The sequence below is a fragment of the Microcoleus sp. Pol7_B2 genome (assembly GCF_036701035.1).
Classification (GTDB): Bacteria; Cyanobacteriota; Cyanobacteriia; order Cyanobacteriales; family Microcoleaceae; genus Microcoleus.
Genome location: NZ_JAUBQB010000070.1, coordinates 1 through 20,923, shown reverse-complemented (window position 1 = coordinate 20,923; position 20,923 = coordinate 1). Strand labels below are relative to the sequence as shown.

The window sequence follows — 20,923 nt, the reverse complement described above, 5'->3', positions numbered from 1 at the left end:
TAACGTACCCCACTTGGTAATTACGCCATCGTTATAAGCAATACCCGCATGATTGGTCGATCGCGGGCGTGATAGCACTAACCACCCGAGTTTGGCGGGTTAAGTGGTAAGCAGAGATGAGCGCTTCATACCGAACCATGAGAGTTTCAATAGTGCTGAGGACATAAATCAGGGTGACAATATCAGCCGCTTTTTTGATTCGGGGAAAGTAGTAAGGGTCGTAACCCCGGGAGCGAAAACCCATTGCTTGGAGGAAGCGGACATCATCCCCACGACCACATCCATAATCCAAGTGTGTGTGGTGGTGTTGGAGTATCCCCCCATCAATAGTAGCAGCCATAGGTAAGCTTAATTCATTGCGCTTGAGAGCGGCTTTGTGTCTCGGTATTGTTCTCTGGTCTAGTTGAGTTGGTGTCATACTAAATCAACTTAATATCAAGAGTAATTTTAAATATACAAATAATTTAAATTAAAGGGCTACCGCTAGGGTGTAAAAAATAGGGAGTAAGCTATGCTCTACGCTTTGATTAATTCAACAGGAATCCACCGGTTGGAAGTAGAAAAAAAGTTGGAACTGGCAGATTTGCAAAACCGAGTGGGCATTGCAGGTGAACCTGCGTTCATAGAATATGTCCGGAATCAATTTCCAGATCTCGCGATAGACCTAATCTGTGGTCAGTAACCCACCCCCGAAGGGGATGGGCTTGTAAGAAATTGCAAGCCGTACTGACCAGCCTTAGTCCTCAGACTACGTTTTGTGAGTCAAGACACCGGAGAATGCGAAGCTAGTTTTCCGCTCTGTCATTTGCAGTTAAAAAGCGTTAAGGTCACTGACGCAGTGCTGCAAGTCTAAAAAGCTCACTAAACATTGGCGAAGCTAAATTTACCCAGAAATGGAGTGGCAGAAATGTCAAATTTCGTATTCGTTATCGACATTAACAAACAACCTTTAACTCCTTGCCACCCCTCGGTAGCAAGACGGTTGTTAACCTCTGGTAAAGCTGCGGTTTTCCGCAGATACCCATTTACCATTATGCTCAAGGTTTCAAAGAATGAGGTCACACCAGAGCAACTAACTCTTAAGTTAGACCCAGGCTCCAAAACAAGCGGAATCGCTTTATTGCAAGGCTCTAGGGTGCTGTTTGGCGCAGAATTAGCCCATCGGGGTCAAGCAATTAAAGCTAGTCTTGAATCTCGTCGCTCTCTACGGCGCGGTCGTAGAAACAGACATACTCGTTATCGTCCAGCAAGGTTTCTAAACCGGACTAAACCGAAGGGATGGCTAGCGCCATCTTTGCAGCATCGAGTTGAAACAATAATGACTTGGGTGGCAAAACTAATTAGATTTGCACCAGTTGGTTCAATTGTTCAAGAGTTGGTACGGTTTGATTTGCAACAATTAGAAAACCCAGAAATCTCTGGTGTTGAGTATCAACAAGGCACTTTGCTTGGTTATGAAGTGCGGCAGTATTTGCTTGACAAATGGGATAGAAAATGTGCTTATTGTGGTATCGAAAACGTGCCGTTGCAAGTTGAGCATATCCATCCCAAAGCTAAAGGTGGTACTAACCGCATCTCTAATCTTTGCCTTGCTTGTGAGAAGTGCAATATCAAGAAAGGTACTCAAGATATTGAGAGGTTCCTGGTTAAAAAGCCAGATGTTCTCAAGCGGATACTTGCCCAAGCGAAACGTCCTCTTAGGGATGCGGCAGTAGTTAATTCAACCCGTTGGGCTTTACTGAATCGGCTCAAAGAGATGGGTTTACCTGTATCGACTGCCTCTGGTGGATTAACCAAGTTTAATCGCACTCGACTGGGATTAGCTAAATCTCACTGGATTGATGCGGCTTGTGTTGGGCATATTGAGTCTTTGGAGGTTTTGACAAATTAACCTTTGTTAATTAAAGCAACTGGACACGGTACGCGCCAAATGTGCCGAACTGATAAATTTGGCTTTCCATCCCGGTACACTCCTCGCAACAAGTTTGTCAAAGGTTTTCAAACTGGCGACATTGTGAAGGCGGTTGTAACCAGTGGAAAGAAAATCGGCACTTATGTGGGTCGTGTTGCTGTTAGAACAAGTGGCTCGTTTAATATTTCTGCATCTGAATTGGTTCAGGGAATTGGTTACAAATACTGCCAAATTGTTCACCGAAAGGATGGCTATAGCTATTCTTTCTCGAAGACTCACTGCGACTAAAGTCGCAAAAACTCCTCCCATGCCTCAAGGCGATGGGTTTCCGTTTTGGAGAATTTTATGAATTGCCCGAACACGCAATTTTATGCGACACTGTTCGCCATAAAATGTATGTCGGTGTGTACAAAGAAATCGATTATTTTCTGTTACAGCAGCCTCCCCATGAGCCGTCCCAGTTGACCGCCCAAGAGTTGGAAGAAGCCGTGAAAGCGGTGGAAAGTATGACCTTAGAGCAAATGCAGCGTTTGGGAATGTTCGAGATGTTCGGCAACACCAATCCCCAAGCGCGCCAAGCAACCGCAGAATTGGTGCAGTGGCTAGACCAACAAATCACCGGAGAATTGATACAGCAATATATCCAATTAGCTAATCGGGGTAATTGGACAGCGGTGAGGGCATTAGACACCCTCAAGCGTAGAATCTCGGAAACTAGGAAATACCACCAGCAATTAGAGAGCAACTAAATTATCTATGCCGGAGAAGTCTCGATATTACAGCCCCGGCATGGGTACAAAACACCCATAGTGTAGCAAACGCGGAGTTAACCCATGAAAGAATTTACTTGGAGGGATAAAGCAATTCGTAGCATTGCCAACGCTCTGTTAGAGTACGAAGCTCAATGCTTGCTCATGGGAGAACCAATAGAAGGGAAAAGCGCTAAGAAATGGATATCAAAGGAGCGTTTTCCCTTCGGTTTTAGACAATACACGCCCTACAAGATATGGCTCCAAGAAGTTGCTAAGATTCCCTCTTTCATCAGCACGGGATGGCCAGCCACATCCTATCCGGGTTGGCGTAATGGGTTATCAAAGCCGAACCGAAGATGCAAAGCCCTAAGTACAAGTGTGGGGCAACTCAGTTTATTTGATGTCCAAGCTTTCCTGAATGGCTAATATTTCCAAAACCGATTTAGCCACGGGGTCGCATCAGCTATTCACGGAGATGCGGTGAGTCCAGGTAAAGAAACGATCAACGATCGCTAATTTTTCCCTAGTGCGCCAGTATATTCGGGTCAGTAGTGCGGTTGACGAGTTGTAAGGTTTGGGATATCAAGTTTTTCTTGTCCGTGAGCGTTTTTTGCCTTATGGGTTTGGTAGAATCATGGCACAATTTCTTAATGATGAGTCGAATTACCACAACGCAGAATCAAGCCCTACAAAACCCTACCGCCACTTCCCCCACCCGATAATGGCTAAAAGTGCAATGTAAGAGGCGCTCTCTGCTTCATTTCTCAATAGCCGATTACATTACTGAACTTGTGCAACCAAACTAAAGTCCTTACAGCAGAAACACAGGATACAAAACAATGAGGCAACAAAATTCTCAATTAGCTACTTTTTTAATTAAAAATGTGGGAAATTTATGTGTTTGGATGGTGATTGGATATTTTGGTTGGGGAATTGTAACGACATTTATGAGTAGAGTTAGGTACGTAAGGGAAGGAATGGTCCAAGAGTATGTTAGAAACTACAACCAACGCCAGGAAGCCCATTTTGCCAAAGAAAGTGCTTTTACCACTTCTCTCAAGCCTCTAAAAGTTGACATTAATGTTGACCCCAAAAATTATACATATTCCTTTTTAGTCACAAAACAGGCAACCTTTAATTATGCAATCTCAAAGCAAAAAAATTATAGAAGCTTTGTTGGCGGTGTGTTTGTAATCCCTGTCCCCAAAGTTAAAGCCAATCCATCTAAAAGTAAGATAATGACCACATCTATAGTGTGCAAAAATGATGCTGTCGGTACAATTAAACCGCCAGAACCGACCTATCAAAATGGTAATATTGCTTGTGCTACAGGTACATACTCAAGATAGCTGAGGCACTCACTACAAAAAGCTTTACCTGCATAAAAACACTCCCTACCTAGCTCATCTCATCGAGCGCCTAACTTTCCGCCAGTGAGCAAAAACCGAAAAGCCCAGACTGCCACATAGGCTATCCGAGCTTTTCCCTTTATTTTTTCCCTAACGAGTAGAGATGCCCATCAGGAATTTCCCTTTTAGGCCGCGAAAGTTTCTAGCCAATTAGTGTCCCTAACAAGTAAGGGCGCCAATAAGGTATGTTCCTTTTTTTAGCTAGGAGAGCTTTCATTAAATTAGTGTCCCCAACCAGTGGGAACCCTTCTACAATACACAACACAACACAAGATGTCTAGAAATTATTTGCGAGACTTAGATGTTGCCCCTCGAACTAAAACTGGTGCTGCTTAAAAAATATGGCTCCACCCATTGCCATCTCTAGGTTGATCGCTGACGATTGAATAATGGATTGAGCGAAAATTCCGCTAAACATGACGCATTCCTTGTAGTCATCACTGAATCCATGAGCTCGAATGTTGCAGAGGAGAGCTTTCACTAATAAATTGTATGCTGCTTGACGAAAGTCCTTTAATCGTTCACTGTTCATTTAAGGAGTGGATAGGTTTTATTTTTCATCCTCATTCTCGGACGGCGCGGTGGCTCTGGTTCTTCTGAAAGCCACCGTTCTCATCTTTATTTAGTCTAAACTACAGTAAAAAAAGTTGGAACAACCGACAATTAAGTATGGTAAACTGGCTGGCAGGCACGGAAGTCGAAGCGCGATCGCTACGCTGGGAAGTAGTAAGCAGTACCCAACTAGGGCAGCAAACCCTCTACCGTCTGCGCTGCTTAGAGGCAGAACTGCGCGGGGAAGAATTTGACCTCCTCCATCCTTTTGAATCTATTGAACCAGTAATTCGCGATTTGCGTCCAGACCGCGCTGCACCGTTAAGTAACTGGTTAGTGTACCACCAAGCTTTTCTTCTGGAACAAGCACTGGGAACTGATGCGCTGCTGGCAGTTCAACCAGGTCGTCTTTACCTTGAATCTTATCAACTGGTTCCGGTTCTGCGTGCTATTCGCATGAGTCGGGTGCGTTTGCTGTTGGCAGATGGAGTTGGTTTGGGGAAAACTATTCAAGCAGGGTTAATTATTACTGAGTTGATGGCGCGGCGAGTGGTGCATCGGATTTTAATTGTCTGTCCGGCAGGGCCATTGTTGGAACAGTGGAAACTGGAAATGGCAGAACGGTTTGGTTTGCGGATGGATGAAATTAACCGCGCTAGGTTGGAAGAAATTCGCCGGGGGACGGAGTTAGGCGCAAACCCATTTGACCATGTTTCTTTGGGCATTGCTTCGATCGATTTTCTGAAACAGGAAAAAATTATCGATTTGCTCGAAAGAGCGAGTTATGACATGGTGGTGTTGGATGAAGCGCATCACTGTATGGACTTAGGCGCGATCGAGGATCGGGAAGATTCTCAGCGCCGCCGACTTGCCCAGGTGTTAGCGCGTCGCTGTGACTCGTTACTATTGCTGACGGCGACTCCTCATGATGGCAATGACCGTTCCTTTGCATCTCTGTGCGAACTATTAGACCCTTCTTTGATAGATGGAAGAGGAAGTTTGAGAGGCGATCGCTATCGTCGCCATGTTGTCCGTCGCTTGAAATCTCATATTCCCGGACGCTTCAAAACTCGCATCGTCCGACCAATATCGGTAACAGCTTCGCCAACATTACATCCTAATTTTGTAGCGTTACAACAGGGGTTACTGGAATTAATTGCACCGGAACTCCGCCGCGCTTTTAAGAATAGGCGTTATAACGATGTGTTAGCATTTATTGCTTTACTCAAACGCAGTGTTTCCACTGTGGCTGCTTGTAAATCAACATTAGCAGTGGTGGCAAAACGATTTCAACAGTTGCTAACAGAAGGTTCGGAAACTCAAGAAAGTAAAAGGCAAAGGTTAAAAACATTACGAGATTACTATCGTAAATTAGAACGGTTTGGTACGGTTAGTTTTGAAGAAGAACAAGAACAATCTGCCTTAGAAGCAGAAGAGTTAGCGCAAAACTTAGCTGAATTAGAACGGGAAGTTCGGTCTGGTTCGCGGAGTGTGGCAAATATTTCTAATTTAGTAGCAGCCTTGGATAACTTAGTTGAATTAGCTGAGGCGGCACTTGAACAAGACCCAAAATTACACCAATTAATTGAAGAAATTCAACTAATTCGTTCTTTTGAACCAAATACTAACGTACTAATTTACACAGAGTATATCACCAGTCAACGTGCAGCAGTAAAAGCTATTCAAGCTGCAAAACTGGGCGAAGTCTTGATACTTTCTGGTGATGATGCAAATAAGGTACGCTTAGAAATTACCGATCGCTTTCGCACAGATACTAATTTAATATTAGTGAGCACTGATACCGCAGCAGAAGGTTTGAATTTACAGCAACGCTGTCATCATTTAATTCATTTAGAATTACCGTTTAATCCCAATCGATTAGAACAACGCAATGGAAGGATTGACCGTTTTGGGCAAGAACTCGATCCAATAGTCAGCTATTTGTTTTTACGGGGAACTTTTGAAGAGCGGATCTTACTGCGGTTGATTGCTAAGTATGAAAAACAACGAGCTATTTTAACTTTTGTGCCAAATACTTTGGGGTTAACAACCTCTACGGATGCTACTACTGCTAAATTATTAAAGGGATTGATGGATGAAGATGCGAAACTTTTTGAAGATGATACGCCGTTGTTAGTTAATTTAGAAACAGCAGATGAAAATGAGGGAACCGATCCAGCAACTCGCGAATTATTAGAAGAAATTGACCATTCTTTAAAAGGATTTCGGGAAGCAGCACGCACCCATACTTGGTTAGGAGATGCTGGGTTAAATGCAGAGTCGCGACTGCTGACGGAAGCAGGAGAAGCCAAGGAAAAAGGCGATCGCACTTTATCAGTCAACCTCCTAAGTTTTGTCCGCGATGCCGTTTATCTGGATGGCGGCGACTTTCGGGAAACGCCACAAACTGACATTTTCGAGGTGCGGCTTCCCTCAAATTGGTGTTATGGGTTGGAGGAATTACCGGGATATGATGCAAATACGCGCTATTTGCGGTTAACTACGAATTTGGACATTACCCGCGATGCCCAAAACCGCCCTGTGGGATTTTTGGGTCGCGCCCATCCTCTAGTCAGACGTGCTTTAGACCGAGTGCGAAACTTATCTTTTGGCAATGCAGACTCCTATAGCCAAGACCCTCGCGTTAGTGTAGTAAAAGCAGATGTTCCAAGTCCTACTTTACTATTTACCTTTCTCGGTCGGGTTGCTAGCAAAATGGGGCCAGAATTTGAGCGAGTATTGGCGGTGAAGATTACCCGTGAAGGAGAAACAGAATTTTATTTGCAAGCTAACCAATGGTTATGTTTGATAGATCCAAAACGGGCAATTAATACCACAGATGTTTGGCAAAATTATTTTCAGCAGGGATGGGAAACGGCAAAAAGTTCGGCGCACTCAACTGCTGAAGCAGGTTGGCCGGTAGCAGCGAAAGAATTTGTTCGGGGATATACCCTTGAGTTGGAACGGGAACAAGATGCGATCGCCCAATGGTTGCAACTGCGAACTCAGGAAATTACCGGGGAAGTTGTCACTGCTGTTCAGATGAGTTTATTTGACACCGCTAACTCAGAAGAGCCAACTTCTCAGTCAGAATGGATGTATCTCAAAGACCCCCTGGAAAGGTTAGCTGCTTATGCCACTGATGTCACTCAACCTGCGAAACTGCGTAGCGAAGCGGACGGGGTGTTGCGTATCTATCGCCAGCGTTGGGACATGATACAGTCAAGATTAGCGCTGAGTAACCCAGAAATTTGGCCCTTGGGTGTTTTGATGCTGGTTCCAGAGGTAAATTATGACGCTTGAACTACTCCAACATTGTACTTTCACCGGGCCAGCACTACCTGAACCCTTTGTGCGGTTTGAGTTAGAGAAGGAACTGACTAAGGCGAAACGTTTACCCAAAACAACGGGGAATGAAGGCAAGGAATTAGACGAAGCTTGGCAAGTTTATCGTCGCAAGTTGCGAGAATTGGCGACTAGAGGCGGTGTATTGCGGGTGAGAAATCATGTTATTACCCCCTTGGTGAAGTTGTTGGGGTACGATCGCATTGAATCAGGCGGTGAAGTGGAAACCCGCGAAGGTTTGGAGTCAGGCGGTGAAGTGCTGATAACTGCCGATAATTCAACTAAATTAAGGGTTTGGTGTACTGATTTTGAGACAGATTTAGATGCACCAGCAAAACGGGGTGCTGCTTATCGCTATAGTTATTTACGCATTGCCCAAAGAGTATTACTAACTTGTGGGGAACGGTTGGGACTCTTAACAAATGGAGTGGAATTACGGTTATTAATTTCAGATCCGGCTCGCCCTGATTCCCAGATTACCATTGCTATTGACCCCTATTGGAAACGCAGCAGAAATATTCCCGATTCTTTTTTATTGCTGTTGGCGTTGGTGCCTCCCAATGGGGTGAAGGCGTTACCGGAATTAGTGGAAAAAGCGCGGTTGCAGCAGGCGCGGGTAACGAAGGAATTACGAGTACAGGCGCGGCGTGCCGTAGAAAGGTTTATTCAGGAGATTTTAGATCGTCCTGAAAATCGCAACAAAATTTATCTAGGGGAGACAAACACGGACACGGAAACAGATTTGTTACCGAGTGGAATGAGTCGAGAAAATTTAGCAAAACAACTGTGGAAAGAAGGATTAATTATTGTTTATCGCTTACTATTTATCCTCAAATTAGAAAGTAGCGATAACCCCGCACAAGCATTTAGTTTTGCTTCTACAAGTTTGTGGCGCAATACTTTTTCTCCGAGTATGGCGCTGGCGAATCATGCTCGCAAAGTGCTAGATGAAGGATGGGAAACAGGCAGTTTTTTAGAGAATGGATTGCGGGCTTTATTCCGTTTATTTTCTGAAGGTTTATCATGTACTGAATTAAATATTAAGCCTTTGGGCGGTGCTTTATTTGAGGCAGATAGTACGCCTATTTTGTCGAAATTAAAATGGGGAGAACGGGCAATTTCCCACCTCTTAGACCAACTTTTATGGACTATGCCGCAAGCTGGTAAAGCACGGGAAAGGGTGCATTATGGTTCTTTGGATGTGGAAGATTTAGGGCGAGTTTATGAAGCTTTGTTGGAATTAGAACCGGGAATTACCAATGAACCAATGTGTCGATTAAGGCGGCAAAAGTTAGAGGTAGTTGTTCCAGTTGCTCAAGGGGAAAAGTATCGGTCAGTTAGTAGTAAGGGCTTTAGTGTAGAGTTGGAACAAGAGGAAGAAGAGGAAACAGAAGAAGAGGAAGAAGATACACCTAAACGCGGGAAAAAGACGAAGGTTGATTGGATAGAGCAAATTCCGCCTCGGCGTTTTTATCTGCGGGTGGGATTGGGTAGAAAAGCGAGTGGTTCTTATTATACGCCTCATTCCTTTGTGCGTTTTTTGGTTCAGGAAACTTTGGAACCCCAAATCAATGAAAAATCGCCTAAAGATGACCCCAAACCAGGGGAAATTCTCAAGTTGAAAGTGTTAGATCCTGCAATGGGAAGCGGTCATTTTTTGGTAGAAGCTTGTCGGTTTTTAGGGGATAAATTATATGAAGCTTGCCGCTTATGCGATGAGTTGGCGACGGAAGCAGAGAAGCAAGCGGAAGAAATAAAAAACCGAATTTTCTCAGCAGAATTATCAGCAGAAACCCAATTACTAGAAGCGGCGTTATCTAAAGCCAAACTCTACCGTCAACGGATCATAGATTTACCCGATCCTGATGATAAATTGTTGAAATATTTGCCTTCTTCTGCACCTGAAAAAGAGGAAACTGGTTATTCTCAAACTGAGGCGATCGCTTTGTGTCGGCGGTTAGTAGCGGTGCACTGTCTTTATGGTGTGGATAAGAACCCCTTAGCGGTGGAATTGGCGAAGTTATCCCTTTGGTTAGAGTCTCATGGTGAAGGGTTGCCTTTGACTTTTTTAGATCACCGTTTGGTAGTGGGAGATTCTTTAACGGGGCCATTTTTTGAGCATTTACTGAAGGAACCAGGTTCACAAGATGATGTACAAAAGCTAATTTGGCAAGGGGTGAATCAACAGTTTAGAGAAGCGATTAGTGACGCATTAAAGCACGTCCAAGATTTGGAAGCAACTATCGGGGTAAATATTTCCGAAATTCTGGCGAAGGAAGCAGCAAAGACAAGGTTAGATCGGGCTTTAACTCCTTTTAAAATTGTAGCGGCTGCATGGGCGGGTGGGGTAATGTTGGGTAAGAATAAGTGTGACGATATTGCTTATTCTGGCTTAGTGCAAACGGTGGGAACAACGGGAGATTTACCGGAAGATTTAGGGCAGGTTTCAGGTTTTGGGTATCAGGTTTTAGAAAGTTCTGATGCGGAACAATTAAACCCTGAAAAATCAAAGCTTTTGGCAATGATTGCGCGGGGTTTGGGTGTGGAAAGTGTACCATCTAAACGTGAGGATTTGTTGGCGGTTTTGGTGTCGGGTGAATGTGTGCCAGCTTTGTCTTATGATTTGACGTTTGCTGAGGTGTTTTATCCGAGTGGGAATTTAGGAAATAGACAAGGTTTTGATGCTGTTTTGGGTAATCCGCCTTGGGATAGGATGTTACCAGCAGATAAAGAGTTTTTTGCTGCTTACGATTTCAATATTTTAGAAGCACCAACAAAACGAGAAAGAACGGAAATTGAAAAGAAACTAAAAGCTAATCCTGAAATTGCTGAGGGGCATGAAAATTATATAGAAGGTTTTAGAAGTGATGAACGGGTTATTAAGTCTATTTATAAATATCAAATAGCAATAGTTAATGGTGAAAAGACTATTGGAAAACAAGATGTTTTCCGTGTTTTCATGGAACGAAATGCACAATTACTAAAACCATTAGGATTAACAGGTGTTGTGGTTCCTTCTGCTTTTCATGCTAATGAAGGTGCAACAGGAATCAGGCAGCTTTATTTAGAAAATATGGGGCTAAAATGCTGTTACTCATTTGAGAATAGACGAAAAATATTTGAAATTCACTTGAGTTTTAAGTTTGCCACTGTAATTGCTCAAAAAGGAAAAATAACTACTGAATTTCCTTGTGGGTTTTATCTTCATGATGATGAATGGCTATTTCGTGACAAAAAGGAACGTCCACCGCTTGATTATAATCTTGATTTTGTTCAAAAGACAGGCGGTGATTATCTTAGCTTGCTAGAGTTGCAGTCAGAAAAAGATTTGGAAGTTGCTAAAGTTTGTTTTGCTAATGGTGAACCTTTTGGGAAAGTTTGCGATCGCTTAGGCATTAAACTAGGTCGTGAACTCAATATGACCGATGATGCTTGGCGCTTCACTCCCACTTCTGAAATTTTACCAGAAGGCAAAGATCCACGCGATCCAGATGTAGCTAAGGAACTATTAGAGATGGGTTATTTTGTACTGCATGAGGGTAAAACTTTTTGGCAATATGACGATCACTGGGAAGATTCACCTCGTTATATAATTTCTTTAATAAAACTTGTTGATAAGCCAGTATATTCCGAAAGGGGAAAAGTTATACGTCTTGCTTATCGTGCTATTGCAAGTGCAACTAATGAACGAACTAGTATTTTTAGTTTACTACCTGCTGGTATAACTTGTGGTCATTCAGTTGGAATAGAACAAAGTCCAAATGATAGAGCTTATCTTACAATTTTATTTGTTATTACTGTTACTAATTCATTTGCTTTTGACTGGTGTTTAAGACAAATGGTAAGTGCAAATGTAACTCAGTATCTTCTGTTTGCAGCGCCTGTACCTAATACCCCAAACCTAACTCTTAAAACCTTCCTTTCGCACTCTGCCCTTCGCCTCACCTGCAACCATACCGGATACTTACCCCTCTGGCAAGAACAACTCCGTAACGAATGGCGAGAATATGAAGAGGTGTTAGGTATCAAGGATCAGGTTTTAGGAACAAAACACCTGACACCTGAAACCCGAAACCTAAAACCTAAATTAACTTTCCCAGTTTTATCAACTGATGACGAAAGATGGCAAATACGCGCCGCCATTGATGCAGTTGTCGCTGATGCTTACGGGCTCAACCGTGAACAATACGCCCACATTCTATCAACATTCAGCCACAAAAGTTACCCCAAAGCACCCCAACTCTGCCTCGCTTGCTTTGACGAACTGCAAAACATCGGACTAGAAGCATTCACCCAAAAATATGACCCCTATTGGGATATTCCCCTCAACGAAAATCTACCAAAACCCGTGATAGAGTTACCCATTTCAGAAGTAAATACAAATGCAGTTTCTACCGATGATGGCACTTTTCAACTTACCGCACCCCCAACTGAAAAACCTAAATCAAGGAGAAAGAAGAAATGAAAGAACAAACCTAAAAGCTAGATGAATCTCAAATCAAATTCCTTAAAAATTACGAAGAATATGGATTTAAAACACCCAACGATCTCGTCATATCTGCCATTCAGCGATTCTAGTTAGAATTGGAGTCAGAAAATTTGCAAGAATCTGCTGAACTCTATGCAGAAATCTATGTTGGAGATGAAGAATTACAAGAAATTGCCCTATAGTAACTAATTTAAACAAATTATGAGCTCTACTTTTAAATTGCAAGAAATCCTAGAGAAAGGCGACGATTCCCTAGTTGCTACTAGCATCTTTCTCAGCCAAAAAATGGCAATTTTAGATTGTACGGGAGTTGATATAGTTTCCCCTAGCCAACTCGATTTGCTATTTTCGAGAATTCCCGAAACTTGGGATTTCGCCCAACTAAGAGAAATTATCGATGCTTCCACTCTCAGCGACTCCTTAGAATCTCACTTTTTCCAATATGTTAATCAAAGACTTGGAAAAGAAGAACCTAACAACATAGATTCTGAAAAAGCCTATACAGAGGAAAATGAACCCTCTATCAGTAATTTCTCATTAACTATTACCCAACATCAACCTATCCATCCTATTCGCATTCTTGATCAAGTAACAGAAGAATACAAAGATTATCTTAAAACCGAATTTCGGGCTAAAGACCCCCAACTAAAAACAGCATTAGAAAGAGAATTAGATACACCATTATTTTTAGCCCAAGAACCCTTTTATCAAGCCCATCGTCCTTTCAAAAACGGTGTTAAATGGCATGATTTACCAATTGATTCCCAATTGGCAACAGTCATGAGAAAAAGGACAAAAAGCGAATATGCTTACTTACACCAAAGTCAAGCAATTTCTCATCTTTTAGGCGCTAACGCTTCCCCCTTAGTTGTCACCACTGGAACAGGTAGCGGTAAAACAGAATCTTTCCTATTACCAGTTATTCAAAATGCCATAGAAGACTCGATTCAATTCAAAAAATCGGGATTAACTGCCATCTTAGTTTATCCGATGAACGCCCTTGCCAATGACCAAGAATTGCGGATTAATGATTTCCTGCAAAAATCCGGTTGGCAAGGTGCAATATCTGTTAGAAAATACGACAGGGGTACGAAACAAGCAGAACGGGAAGAACTTCGGAAAAATCCGCCTCATATTCTTTTAACTAATTATATGATGCTGGAATATCTGCTAGTTCGTCCAGCCGATAGAGAAGCAATTTTTGCAAACCATCGTTGCCACTTTTTAGTTTTAGATGAAGTTCATACTTATCGGGGAACACTAGGCAGCAATATCGCCTTACTCGTGCGACGATTAAAAGCGCATTTAACTAATGCCAAACAAGATTATTTTACTAACATTTCTCCCGAGATTCAAACCCGTCGCTATCCTCAACTAATTCCCGTTGGTACTTCCGCTACAATTAAAAGTGTTTCTGAAGAACAATACACCCAACAAGAAAGAATTCAACTACGAGATGAAGCGGTTCAAGATTTCTTCAGTAAGCTAACAGGCGCTAATAAAAATACAATTCGAGTCATTGGTGAAGAACTGCAAGATATTCAAACTCCTGAAACCGCTATCTATTCTCCTCAACCTATCACAATCAAAGACTTCGACCTCACCAACCACGAAGCCGTTAGACAAACCCTCTGTGCATTAGGCAACCAACCCCCAGGCACGCCTTTAGAAGTTGCAGTACATCATGCCCGCTTGCTGTGGGACTTAAATCGCTGGTTGATGCGATCGCCCCTATCAATATCACAAATAGTCGAAAAAGTCAAAGCAGAAATTCAAGAACGCTCTCAATGTAACGATAGCGAACTAAGAAACGAAGTAGAAACCGCCCTGCTAGTTGGTGCAGCCTTACCAGAAGGCACCACCGGCGCATTGCAACTCCGCGCCCATCGCTTAATTCGAGGCGGCTGGCAATTCCACCGTTGTATTAACCCCGCCTGCGGCAAACTTTACCCAATGGGCGAAGAACGCTGTCACTGCGGGCATCAAACAGCACCTTTATATCTATGTCGTAACTGCGGTGCTGATTACCTGCGCTTTATTGGCGAATCTGGCGAATCCACTTCTCAACTTCTGCAACCTTCTGCCGTTCCCGATGGTAGCCCAGAATGGATGCTCTATGACCACAGTCGGTTCGATATGCAAGCAGATACCGAGGAAGACAGCGAAGAAGAACTCCAGCCCCAACCCCAAGCCCGTACAACTCGCAAAGGTAGTCAAAAACAAACCAAACAAATCAAAAAACGCCCCGTTCTGCAAGGTTCCTTTGATACCTCGACTCTCTCCTTCAGTACCAATCCCAAGGACTACCCTTGGCAAGTCACCCTCGCCCCTGCCCGTACCCGTTGCCTGTGTTGTGGTGGTACAGCCGGAAGCCGAAATGTTATTACCCCCGTAGCATTGGGAACTTCAGCCGCCGTAAAAGTGCTGAGTGAAGGATTAGTAGAAGCCTTAGCCCAAGCTAACTCTAACCAACCTAACCATGATGGCAAAGAACGCTTGTTAGTTTTCAGCGATAGCCGTCAAGATGCCGCCCACCAAGCAAGATTTATTGTTTTTACCAGTCGGTACGATCGAATGCGGCGACGGGTGATACAAATTTTAAAAGAACAGAAAAATGATTCACTTTCCTTACAGCGAGTCGTAGAATTGCTGGGAGATATGGGCGGGAAAGAACATGATAACAAATACGTCCCAGCTAACCCCACCGTCTTTCTAAATGATGAAACAAAATACAGAATTCGTGTTTGGGAAGAAGCACCTTTGCTTGATGAATTAGCAGTAAATGCTGGATATCGTGCCACATTAATGAACTTGGGCTTAGTGCAAGTTAAATATCACCATTTAGATGAATACGTGCAAACTAACGGGCTAGAAATTGCCAAAATTTTAGGTATTTCTCAGGAAATTTTAGAATATATTTCTCGTTGTTTGTTAGATGAAATTCGCATTCGCGGCTGTCTTTCTCGCGAATTACTACGTTATCATCCTCAACATCCCAGTTCTCCCAGTTATACAAAAGCCGCTGAATGGGAACGACGGATGAAACAACCCCAAGGTTATGCTTTTTTAAGTGAACAACCTGTCCCTTATTTAGATAGTGCCACCATACCTTATGGCATTAAACTACATAACCCTTGGCGTAAACCAAAAGCAGGTGGGAGAGCGCCCAGTTTAGAGCGCATTCTTAAACACTTACTAACTCGCTGTGGTGGCATTGAACCAACAGAGGAACAGATGGTAGAACTGTTAGCGTGGTTGCAAAATGGTAGTTTCTTAGTCGCTTCAGAATTATACGGTGCTAGAGAGAAAATAAATCTTTTACAAGTGAATGCGGAAGTAGTTCATCTGCATTTAGCCACCGCACAACAACGCTACCGTTGTGAAGTTTGTTCCGCTCATAAGTTAGGAGCGAAAAAAAATTTACCTTGTTCTTATTGTCACGGTAATTTAAAACATTGGTCAGAATCAGAAGTGTTAGAAAATCGCAATGTAAAACGGATTCTTGCCAATAATTTTGTTCCTTTAGAAGCTGGAGAACATACTGCCCAAGTTCCTAACGATGTTAGAGTAGAACTTGAAGAGGATTTTAAAGCACCAGCAACAGAATCAAAAGTTAATTTATTAGCTTGTTCTCCTACTTTAGAAATGGGCATTGATGTTGGTGGGTTAGATGCAGTTATCCTCCGAAATGTACCACCTCGCCCCGATAATTATGCTCAACGGGGAGGACGTGCCGGACGGCGTACCCGCATTGGTTTAGTCGTCAGTTATGCACGCAATACACCCCACGATCAATATTTTTACGATAAACCCACAGAAATGATAGCTGGGGAAGTACCTGCACCGGCTTTAGCATTGGGCAACCGAGATGTAATTTTCCGGCATTTAAATGCGATCGCATTTGGTGCAGCCGAACCGGGTTTAGCTGGTAAAATGGTTGAATATGTTTCCCCGCAAGGTGATATTAAACAAGAAGCGGTGGATGCTTTAATTAATGGCGTGCAAGCACAATTCGATCGGGCTGTTACTCTAGCACAAGAAGCTTGGGAAGAAACAGTCTTAAATGAAGCGGGACTGAGTGAAACGCAATTGCGTGAGCATTTAAAAACCTTAGCATCACGTATTCAAGATGTCATTAACCGCACCGCCCGACAAGTCAAAGAACTACGAACCGCCCTCAATACCTACTCCGCCGAACTACAAGGAGAACGCGCTGGCACCCGCGCCGCCCAATTAATAGCCCGAATTTTAGGGATTGAAACCGACAAAAAACGCAATGCTAATGAAGCAGACGATCGTTCTGGTGGGTATCCCTTACGCCGTTTCGCCGAATTTGGCATCCTTCCCGGTTACGAATTTCCTACCCAACCCGCAGCACTGCGATTGTTGGGCGACGAACGAGAAGATGACCCCATCAGCGTAGCCCGTCGCTTCGGTATTGCTCAATTTCAGCCCAATGCTCAAGTTTTCGCCCGTACCAAACGCTGGAAAGTCATCGGTTTGGATAACGCTTCACCTTGGAATCCTAGAACCGAAAGTGCTACTTGGTTGTATCGATTATGTAATACTTGCGAGTTACGATTTGATGCCAACGAACCTTCTTGTCCCCGTTGCAGAAATAATGCGCCAGGAAAGTCATTGCCGGCGGGTGAATTTGCCGGATTTTTAGCACGACGGGACGAAAGTCCAATTCTCGATGAAGAAGAACGCTATGCTACGCGCAATTTAGTAAAAACTCATCCCCAATGGAACGGACAAGTAATAGCAAGGTGGACTGTCACCCCAGGATGGGGACTGCGCCTAAGTCGGGATGAGGAAGTTCGCTGGATTAATGAAGGTTTACCTCCTACTGACAAAGAACGTACTGATGGTATTCCTCTACTACACAACGAGGTGAAGGGATATCTACTTTGTAGCGATTGTGGACGAATTCTAGAAAATCCTGATCGGCAAAATACCACGCAAGGACGGCGAAAAACACGCAAATCCGATCAAGACGATCCCTTTGGTCATGCAGATAAATGTCCGCAAGCTGGGAAGTCACCGCAACCATTAGCGATCGCTACTTCTAGTAAAGCAGAAGTATTACGGCTAGTGTTACCCGTTCCCAGTTCTATGCCAAAAGAGGATTTCCAGTCTTGGGGATTATCTCTAGGCTATGCACTGAAAGCTGGAATGCAGCATCTATATATGCTAGACGGTTCGGAGGTTGATTTTGAGTTTGAGGGAATGTGGCAAGTTAATAATGGCGGAAAACGTTACGGTCTAGTATCGTTAACATTTATCGATCCGAGTTTAGGTGGAAGCGGTTATCTGCGTCGCATTGCTACTGAGTTTGATCAAGTGGCGAAAGAGGCGATCGCTCATTTAGATCATCCTAATTGCGAAACAGCCTGTTATCGTTGCCTAAAATCTTATCAAAATCAACGCTATCACGAACTACTAAACTGGCTGCAAGTAATCCCCGCATTAGAACAATTAGCACAATCACCCCCGGTTACTCGTCCCTTAGAAACTGGCGACCTTGACGATCCGCTTCCTTGGTTAGAAGCATATAATGCGGGTGTGGGTTCGCCTTTAGAACTAAAGTTTTTACGCTTATTTGAACAACACGGATTTCAACCAGAAAAACAAGTTCCCGTGCCAGCTAATAACCCAATTTCTATTGCTGATTTTGCTGTACCAGAACGAAGATTGGCAATTTATATTGATGGGGCAGCATTTCATAAAGGCGTGAATCGGAGACGCGATCACTTGATTCGCGATCGGCTTACCAATAATAATCCGCCTTGGCGAGTAGTAGTGTTAGCTGCTGCTGATTTAACTAAGGGTGCAGCCTTAGTCAAAGAATTAATCAACTGAATAGGGTTGATCTGGTTGTTTGATTAACAGGTGATGTTTAAAAGACACTGTTGGCAAATTCAGGAAAAGCCTATATGTATCCCACATTCCGCACCCTGAACTGTCACACTACGAATTTTCGGAGTTTGGCGAAATTGAACTGGCGATCGCAAGTCCAATTTCCCACTTGCGTGTATAAAAAGTGACTATTTTGGTTCACAAAATTCCACAAAAACCGATTGTGACAGTGGAGGGTGCGGAAAGTGGGTTCAAAAGTTTATGGCGTAAAATTCTCACCCAGTATGGCTTTACCCTCCTTAGAACCTAAAAATTTTATGGCGTAAACTGGGTCACCTCCAATACACTCAGCCGCCTGTGTCTGGCTCATCCGGTAACTGCCCGGACGGCAGCATGAACCCATCGACGGTGAGAGAACCTATTTGCACGCCCGGTTTGGACGGCTCTAACTGATTCGGTCAGTAGAATTTTCTCCTTTGCTAGATAGTTGTCTATTTCATTGGTCTTCCACCCTACTTACCGATGGTTGTGCAACCTGTTAAACATCCGGGCTGCAAGGCTTATAACCTATGGAGGGCATTCTTAGTGCAACCTGTTAAACCAACCGTTTTCGTAGCTCCAAGTTTGAAATGCCTCCAGTTTCTCCCAGTAAGCGTTTGAGGGTCTTTAAATCCAAAAAGTTTGAAACGCCAGATCGTACCTAAAACCTTTGTCAGCTAAAGCTTTTAGCTTATTTGTTGGTTTTGAGGGTAGTGCCAAAGTTTCTCTATTGCTAGACAACGATTAGACATCAACTAGCTCTCTTGGTTCCTTTGCCCTGCTTGCTTTTGGTAGCCCAAGAGGGGGAAACAACGACCGGCAATTCCTCAACCACTACTGTTGAACGTATTGCTCTCTGCCGTTTTTGGGATGGAAGCCTCCTGTTCTTGCTTATCTTTCAACTCAAAATACTCATTTATCAAGTCTTCTAGACCTTGGCTGTTGTCCACACCACGTTCAAGGCAAAACATTTTAAACCGTTTATATAGGCTTTTTGGTATGTGACCCCGAAGGGCGGCGTAACCTGGGTCTTCTTTTTTTGCTGGCACAGTAGCTAAAACTAAACTTCGCAACTTCTCTCTCCATTGTTTCATAAGGCTCCGACGCAGTTTGGGTTGCAACTTATTCCTAGTGCGAAGTAGCAACTTCGCAACTTATAGATTATACTAACCCTCATAGACGCACGCAGAGCTAGCCAAGAGCGTAAAACGGTCATCCGTAAACTCCCGCAAGGGAATGCCCGCGCACTAACTCAAAAGCGCCTTAAACCCAACGCCCGCAAAACTTTCGCAGATTGGCGTTCGCGGGCTGACAAAAAAACCAAACCAAACCCCGCCCCCTCTGACTGGAAATCTTCTGGGGCGGGGTTTGGCACTCACAAATAAATGGAGATTTCCTCTATGTTCGCAGATTACGGGCAGCCATCGCAACCCGCCCAACCAAGCTTTGTAGAAATACCCAATCCCCGCGTCACCACCACAATGGGGCGCATGGAAGTGACCGACGTTCGCCCTGAAACCGTCATGGGTCGCCTGCTCGATGACCGAGATAATTTGATACAGGAAGAGGGACAACCGATTTACCTGTGCGTTCGGAAACACGAGATTTTGTGTGCCACCGAACGAGCCAACATGATGAGTTGGTGGCAACTGGAGGAACAAGCCGTGGCGACCTACACAGCACTCCGAAAATATTCAATCGAATCCTTAATCAACCGATTGGATGGACTCAACTTGGATGAACTGTATGCTTTGCGAACCTTGGTTTGTTTGGAGAGCGATCCATTCAAAGCGTATTCGGGTAGCGTCAACAGCGACTTATCCCACTTGCAGCTTTGGTTTCCCACAGTGCGAGTTCTTGAGCGTGTCGAACAAAACCAACTAGCAAGCGCCCTGTGCTGGCGAATAGCGAGCGAATCCAACGCACCGACAGCACCTACACCGGGCGACGGGAGGAACGATTAATTCTTGAGTTGATAGAAGATGGCATCTAAAAATTCTCTTTTAGTCACGTTAGTGGGTTGAGTTTTTTTTGATGCGCCACTTGTCCAACCTAGAACTAATCACGCCACCCAGAATATCTGGAACATCTTCCACGCGACTAATCCCCTAGAACGAGTAGGAGGCTCAAATGATGACAACAAACTTTGATATTAGGCTGGCAAGGACACCAAGTTTCAGGCCACAATTCGTTTATTCGCAAAATCTGGATTTTGTGCCTAGTCCAGACGATACTTTACCGTCGATTATCAGGGGTGCCAATAGTTTGCCAGCTCAATCTGATGGCTGTGAACGGGTAAGGGTAATGGTTTTTGGATCGAGCTACGGGGTAACATACACGATTCGCTGGCTTTACAGGCTACAGTTCGCTCATATCAGCGAGTGGAGTTTCCTTATGCCTGCTCCAAGTGAGGGTGAATTTATGAGCATTGTTACTAAGCGAATCCCATTGAATCCAACTAACTAATTGGCATCAAACTTGGTAATAACTCAATACGGTTCAGTTAAGGCTCAAACCCTGGTAAATTAGGTATTGTTTCCAAAAATGGAGAGTAAGTTAGCGTGCA

10 protein-coding genes and 1 pseudogene are annotated in these 20,923 nt (G+C 43.8%); 8 read left to right on the top strand and 3 right to left on the bottom strand.

The window, feature by feature from the left end:
- Window positions 1–31 precede the first annotated feature (31 nt).
- Window positions 32–418, bottom strand: a complete 387-nt coding sequence (locus QUA57_RS21935; RefSeq protein ID WP_333063577.1) for a hypothetical protein — start codon at window positions 416–418, stop codon at window positions 32–34.
- A 489-nt stretch (window positions 419–907) separates the two neighbouring features.
- Here QUA57_RS21935 and iscB point away from each other — a divergent pair.
- From iscB to QUA57_RS21915, 4 genes and pseudogenes are all read left to right on the top strand, one after another.
- Window positions 908–2,200, top strand: a pseudogene (iscB, locus tag QUA57_RS21930) (RNA-guided endonuclease IscB).
- Window positions 2,201–2,232: 32 nt separating this feature from the next.
- Window positions 2,233–2,661 carry a hypothetical protein gene (locus QUA57_RS21925; RefSeq protein WP_333063578.1) on the top strand — a complete coding sequence of 143 codons (429 nt, stop codon included), beginning with the start codon at window positions 2,233–2,235 and terminating at the stop codon, window positions 2,659–2,661.
- An 84-nt stretch (window positions 2,662–2,745) separates the two neighbouring features.
- Window positions 2,746–3,090 carry a hypothetical protein gene (locus QUA57_RS21920; protein WP_333063579.1) on the top strand — a complete coding sequence of 115 codons (345 nt, stop codon included), beginning with the start codon at window positions 2,746–2,748 and terminating at the stop codon, window positions 3,088–3,090.
- 413 nt (window positions 3,091–3,503) lie between these two features.
- Window positions 3,504–4,013 (top strand): type IV pilin-like G/H family protein, encoded by a 510-nt coding sequence (locus QUA57_RS21915; RefSeq protein ID WP_333063580.1) that lies wholly within the window; start codon window positions 3,504–3,506, stop codon window positions 4,011–4,013.
- Window positions 4,014–4,389: 376 nt separating this feature from the next.
- Here the strand turns inward: QUA57_RS21915 and QUA57_RS21910 are convergent, their stop codons facing one another.
- Window positions 4,390–4,605, bottom strand: a complete 216-nt coding sequence (locus QUA57_RS21910; RefSeq protein ID WP_333251331.1) for a hypothetical protein — start codon at window positions 4,603–4,605, stop codon at window positions 4,390–4,392.
- 137 nt (window positions 4,606–4,742) lie between these two features.
- Between QUA57_RS21910 and QUA57_RS21905 the strand changes: the two genes are divergently transcribed.
- The 3 genes from QUA57_RS21905 (at window position 4,743) to QUA57_RS21895 (ending at window position 18,321) form a co-directional block, all read left to right on the top strand.
- Window positions 4,743–7,928, top strand: coding sequence for a helicase-related protein (locus tag QUA57_RS21905; RefSeq protein ID WP_333063581.1), 3,186 nt, complete (start codon window positions 4,743–4,745; stop codon window positions 7,926–7,928).
- Between the two features lie 166 nt (window positions 7,929–8,094).
- Window positions 8,095–12,435 carry an N-6 DNA methylase gene (locus QUA57_RS21900; protein WP_333063582.1) on the top strand — a complete coding sequence of 1,447 codons (4,341 nt, stop codon included), beginning with the start codon at window positions 8,095–8,097 and terminating at the stop codon, window positions 12,433–12,435.
- A gap of 225 nt (window positions 12,436–12,660) precedes the next feature.
- Complete coding sequence (locus QUA57_RS21895; protein ID WP_333063583.1) at window positions 12,661–18,321, top strand: DEAD/DEAH box helicase; 5,661 nt, start codon at window positions 12,661–12,663, stop codon at window positions 18,319–18,321.
- An 863-nt stretch (window positions 18,322–19,184) separates the two neighbouring features.
- Here QUA57_RS21895 and QUA57_RS21890 read toward each other — a convergent pair.
- Complete coding sequence (locus QUA57_RS21890) at window positions 19,185–19,451, bottom strand: hypothetical protein (protein ID WP_333063584.1); 267 nt, start codon at window positions 19,449–19,451, stop codon at window positions 19,185–19,187.
- Between the two features lie 306 nt (window positions 19,452–19,757).
- On the opposite strand from QUA57_RS21890, the gene QUA57_RS21885 reads away from it, so the two are divergent.
- On the top strand, window positions 19,758–20,321 hold the full coding sequence (locus QUA57_RS21885) for a hypothetical protein (RefSeq protein WP_333063585.1): 564 nt from the start codon (window positions 19,758–19,760) through the stop codon (window positions 20,319–20,321).
- The last annotated feature ends 602 nt before the right edge of the window (window positions 20,322–20,923 follow it).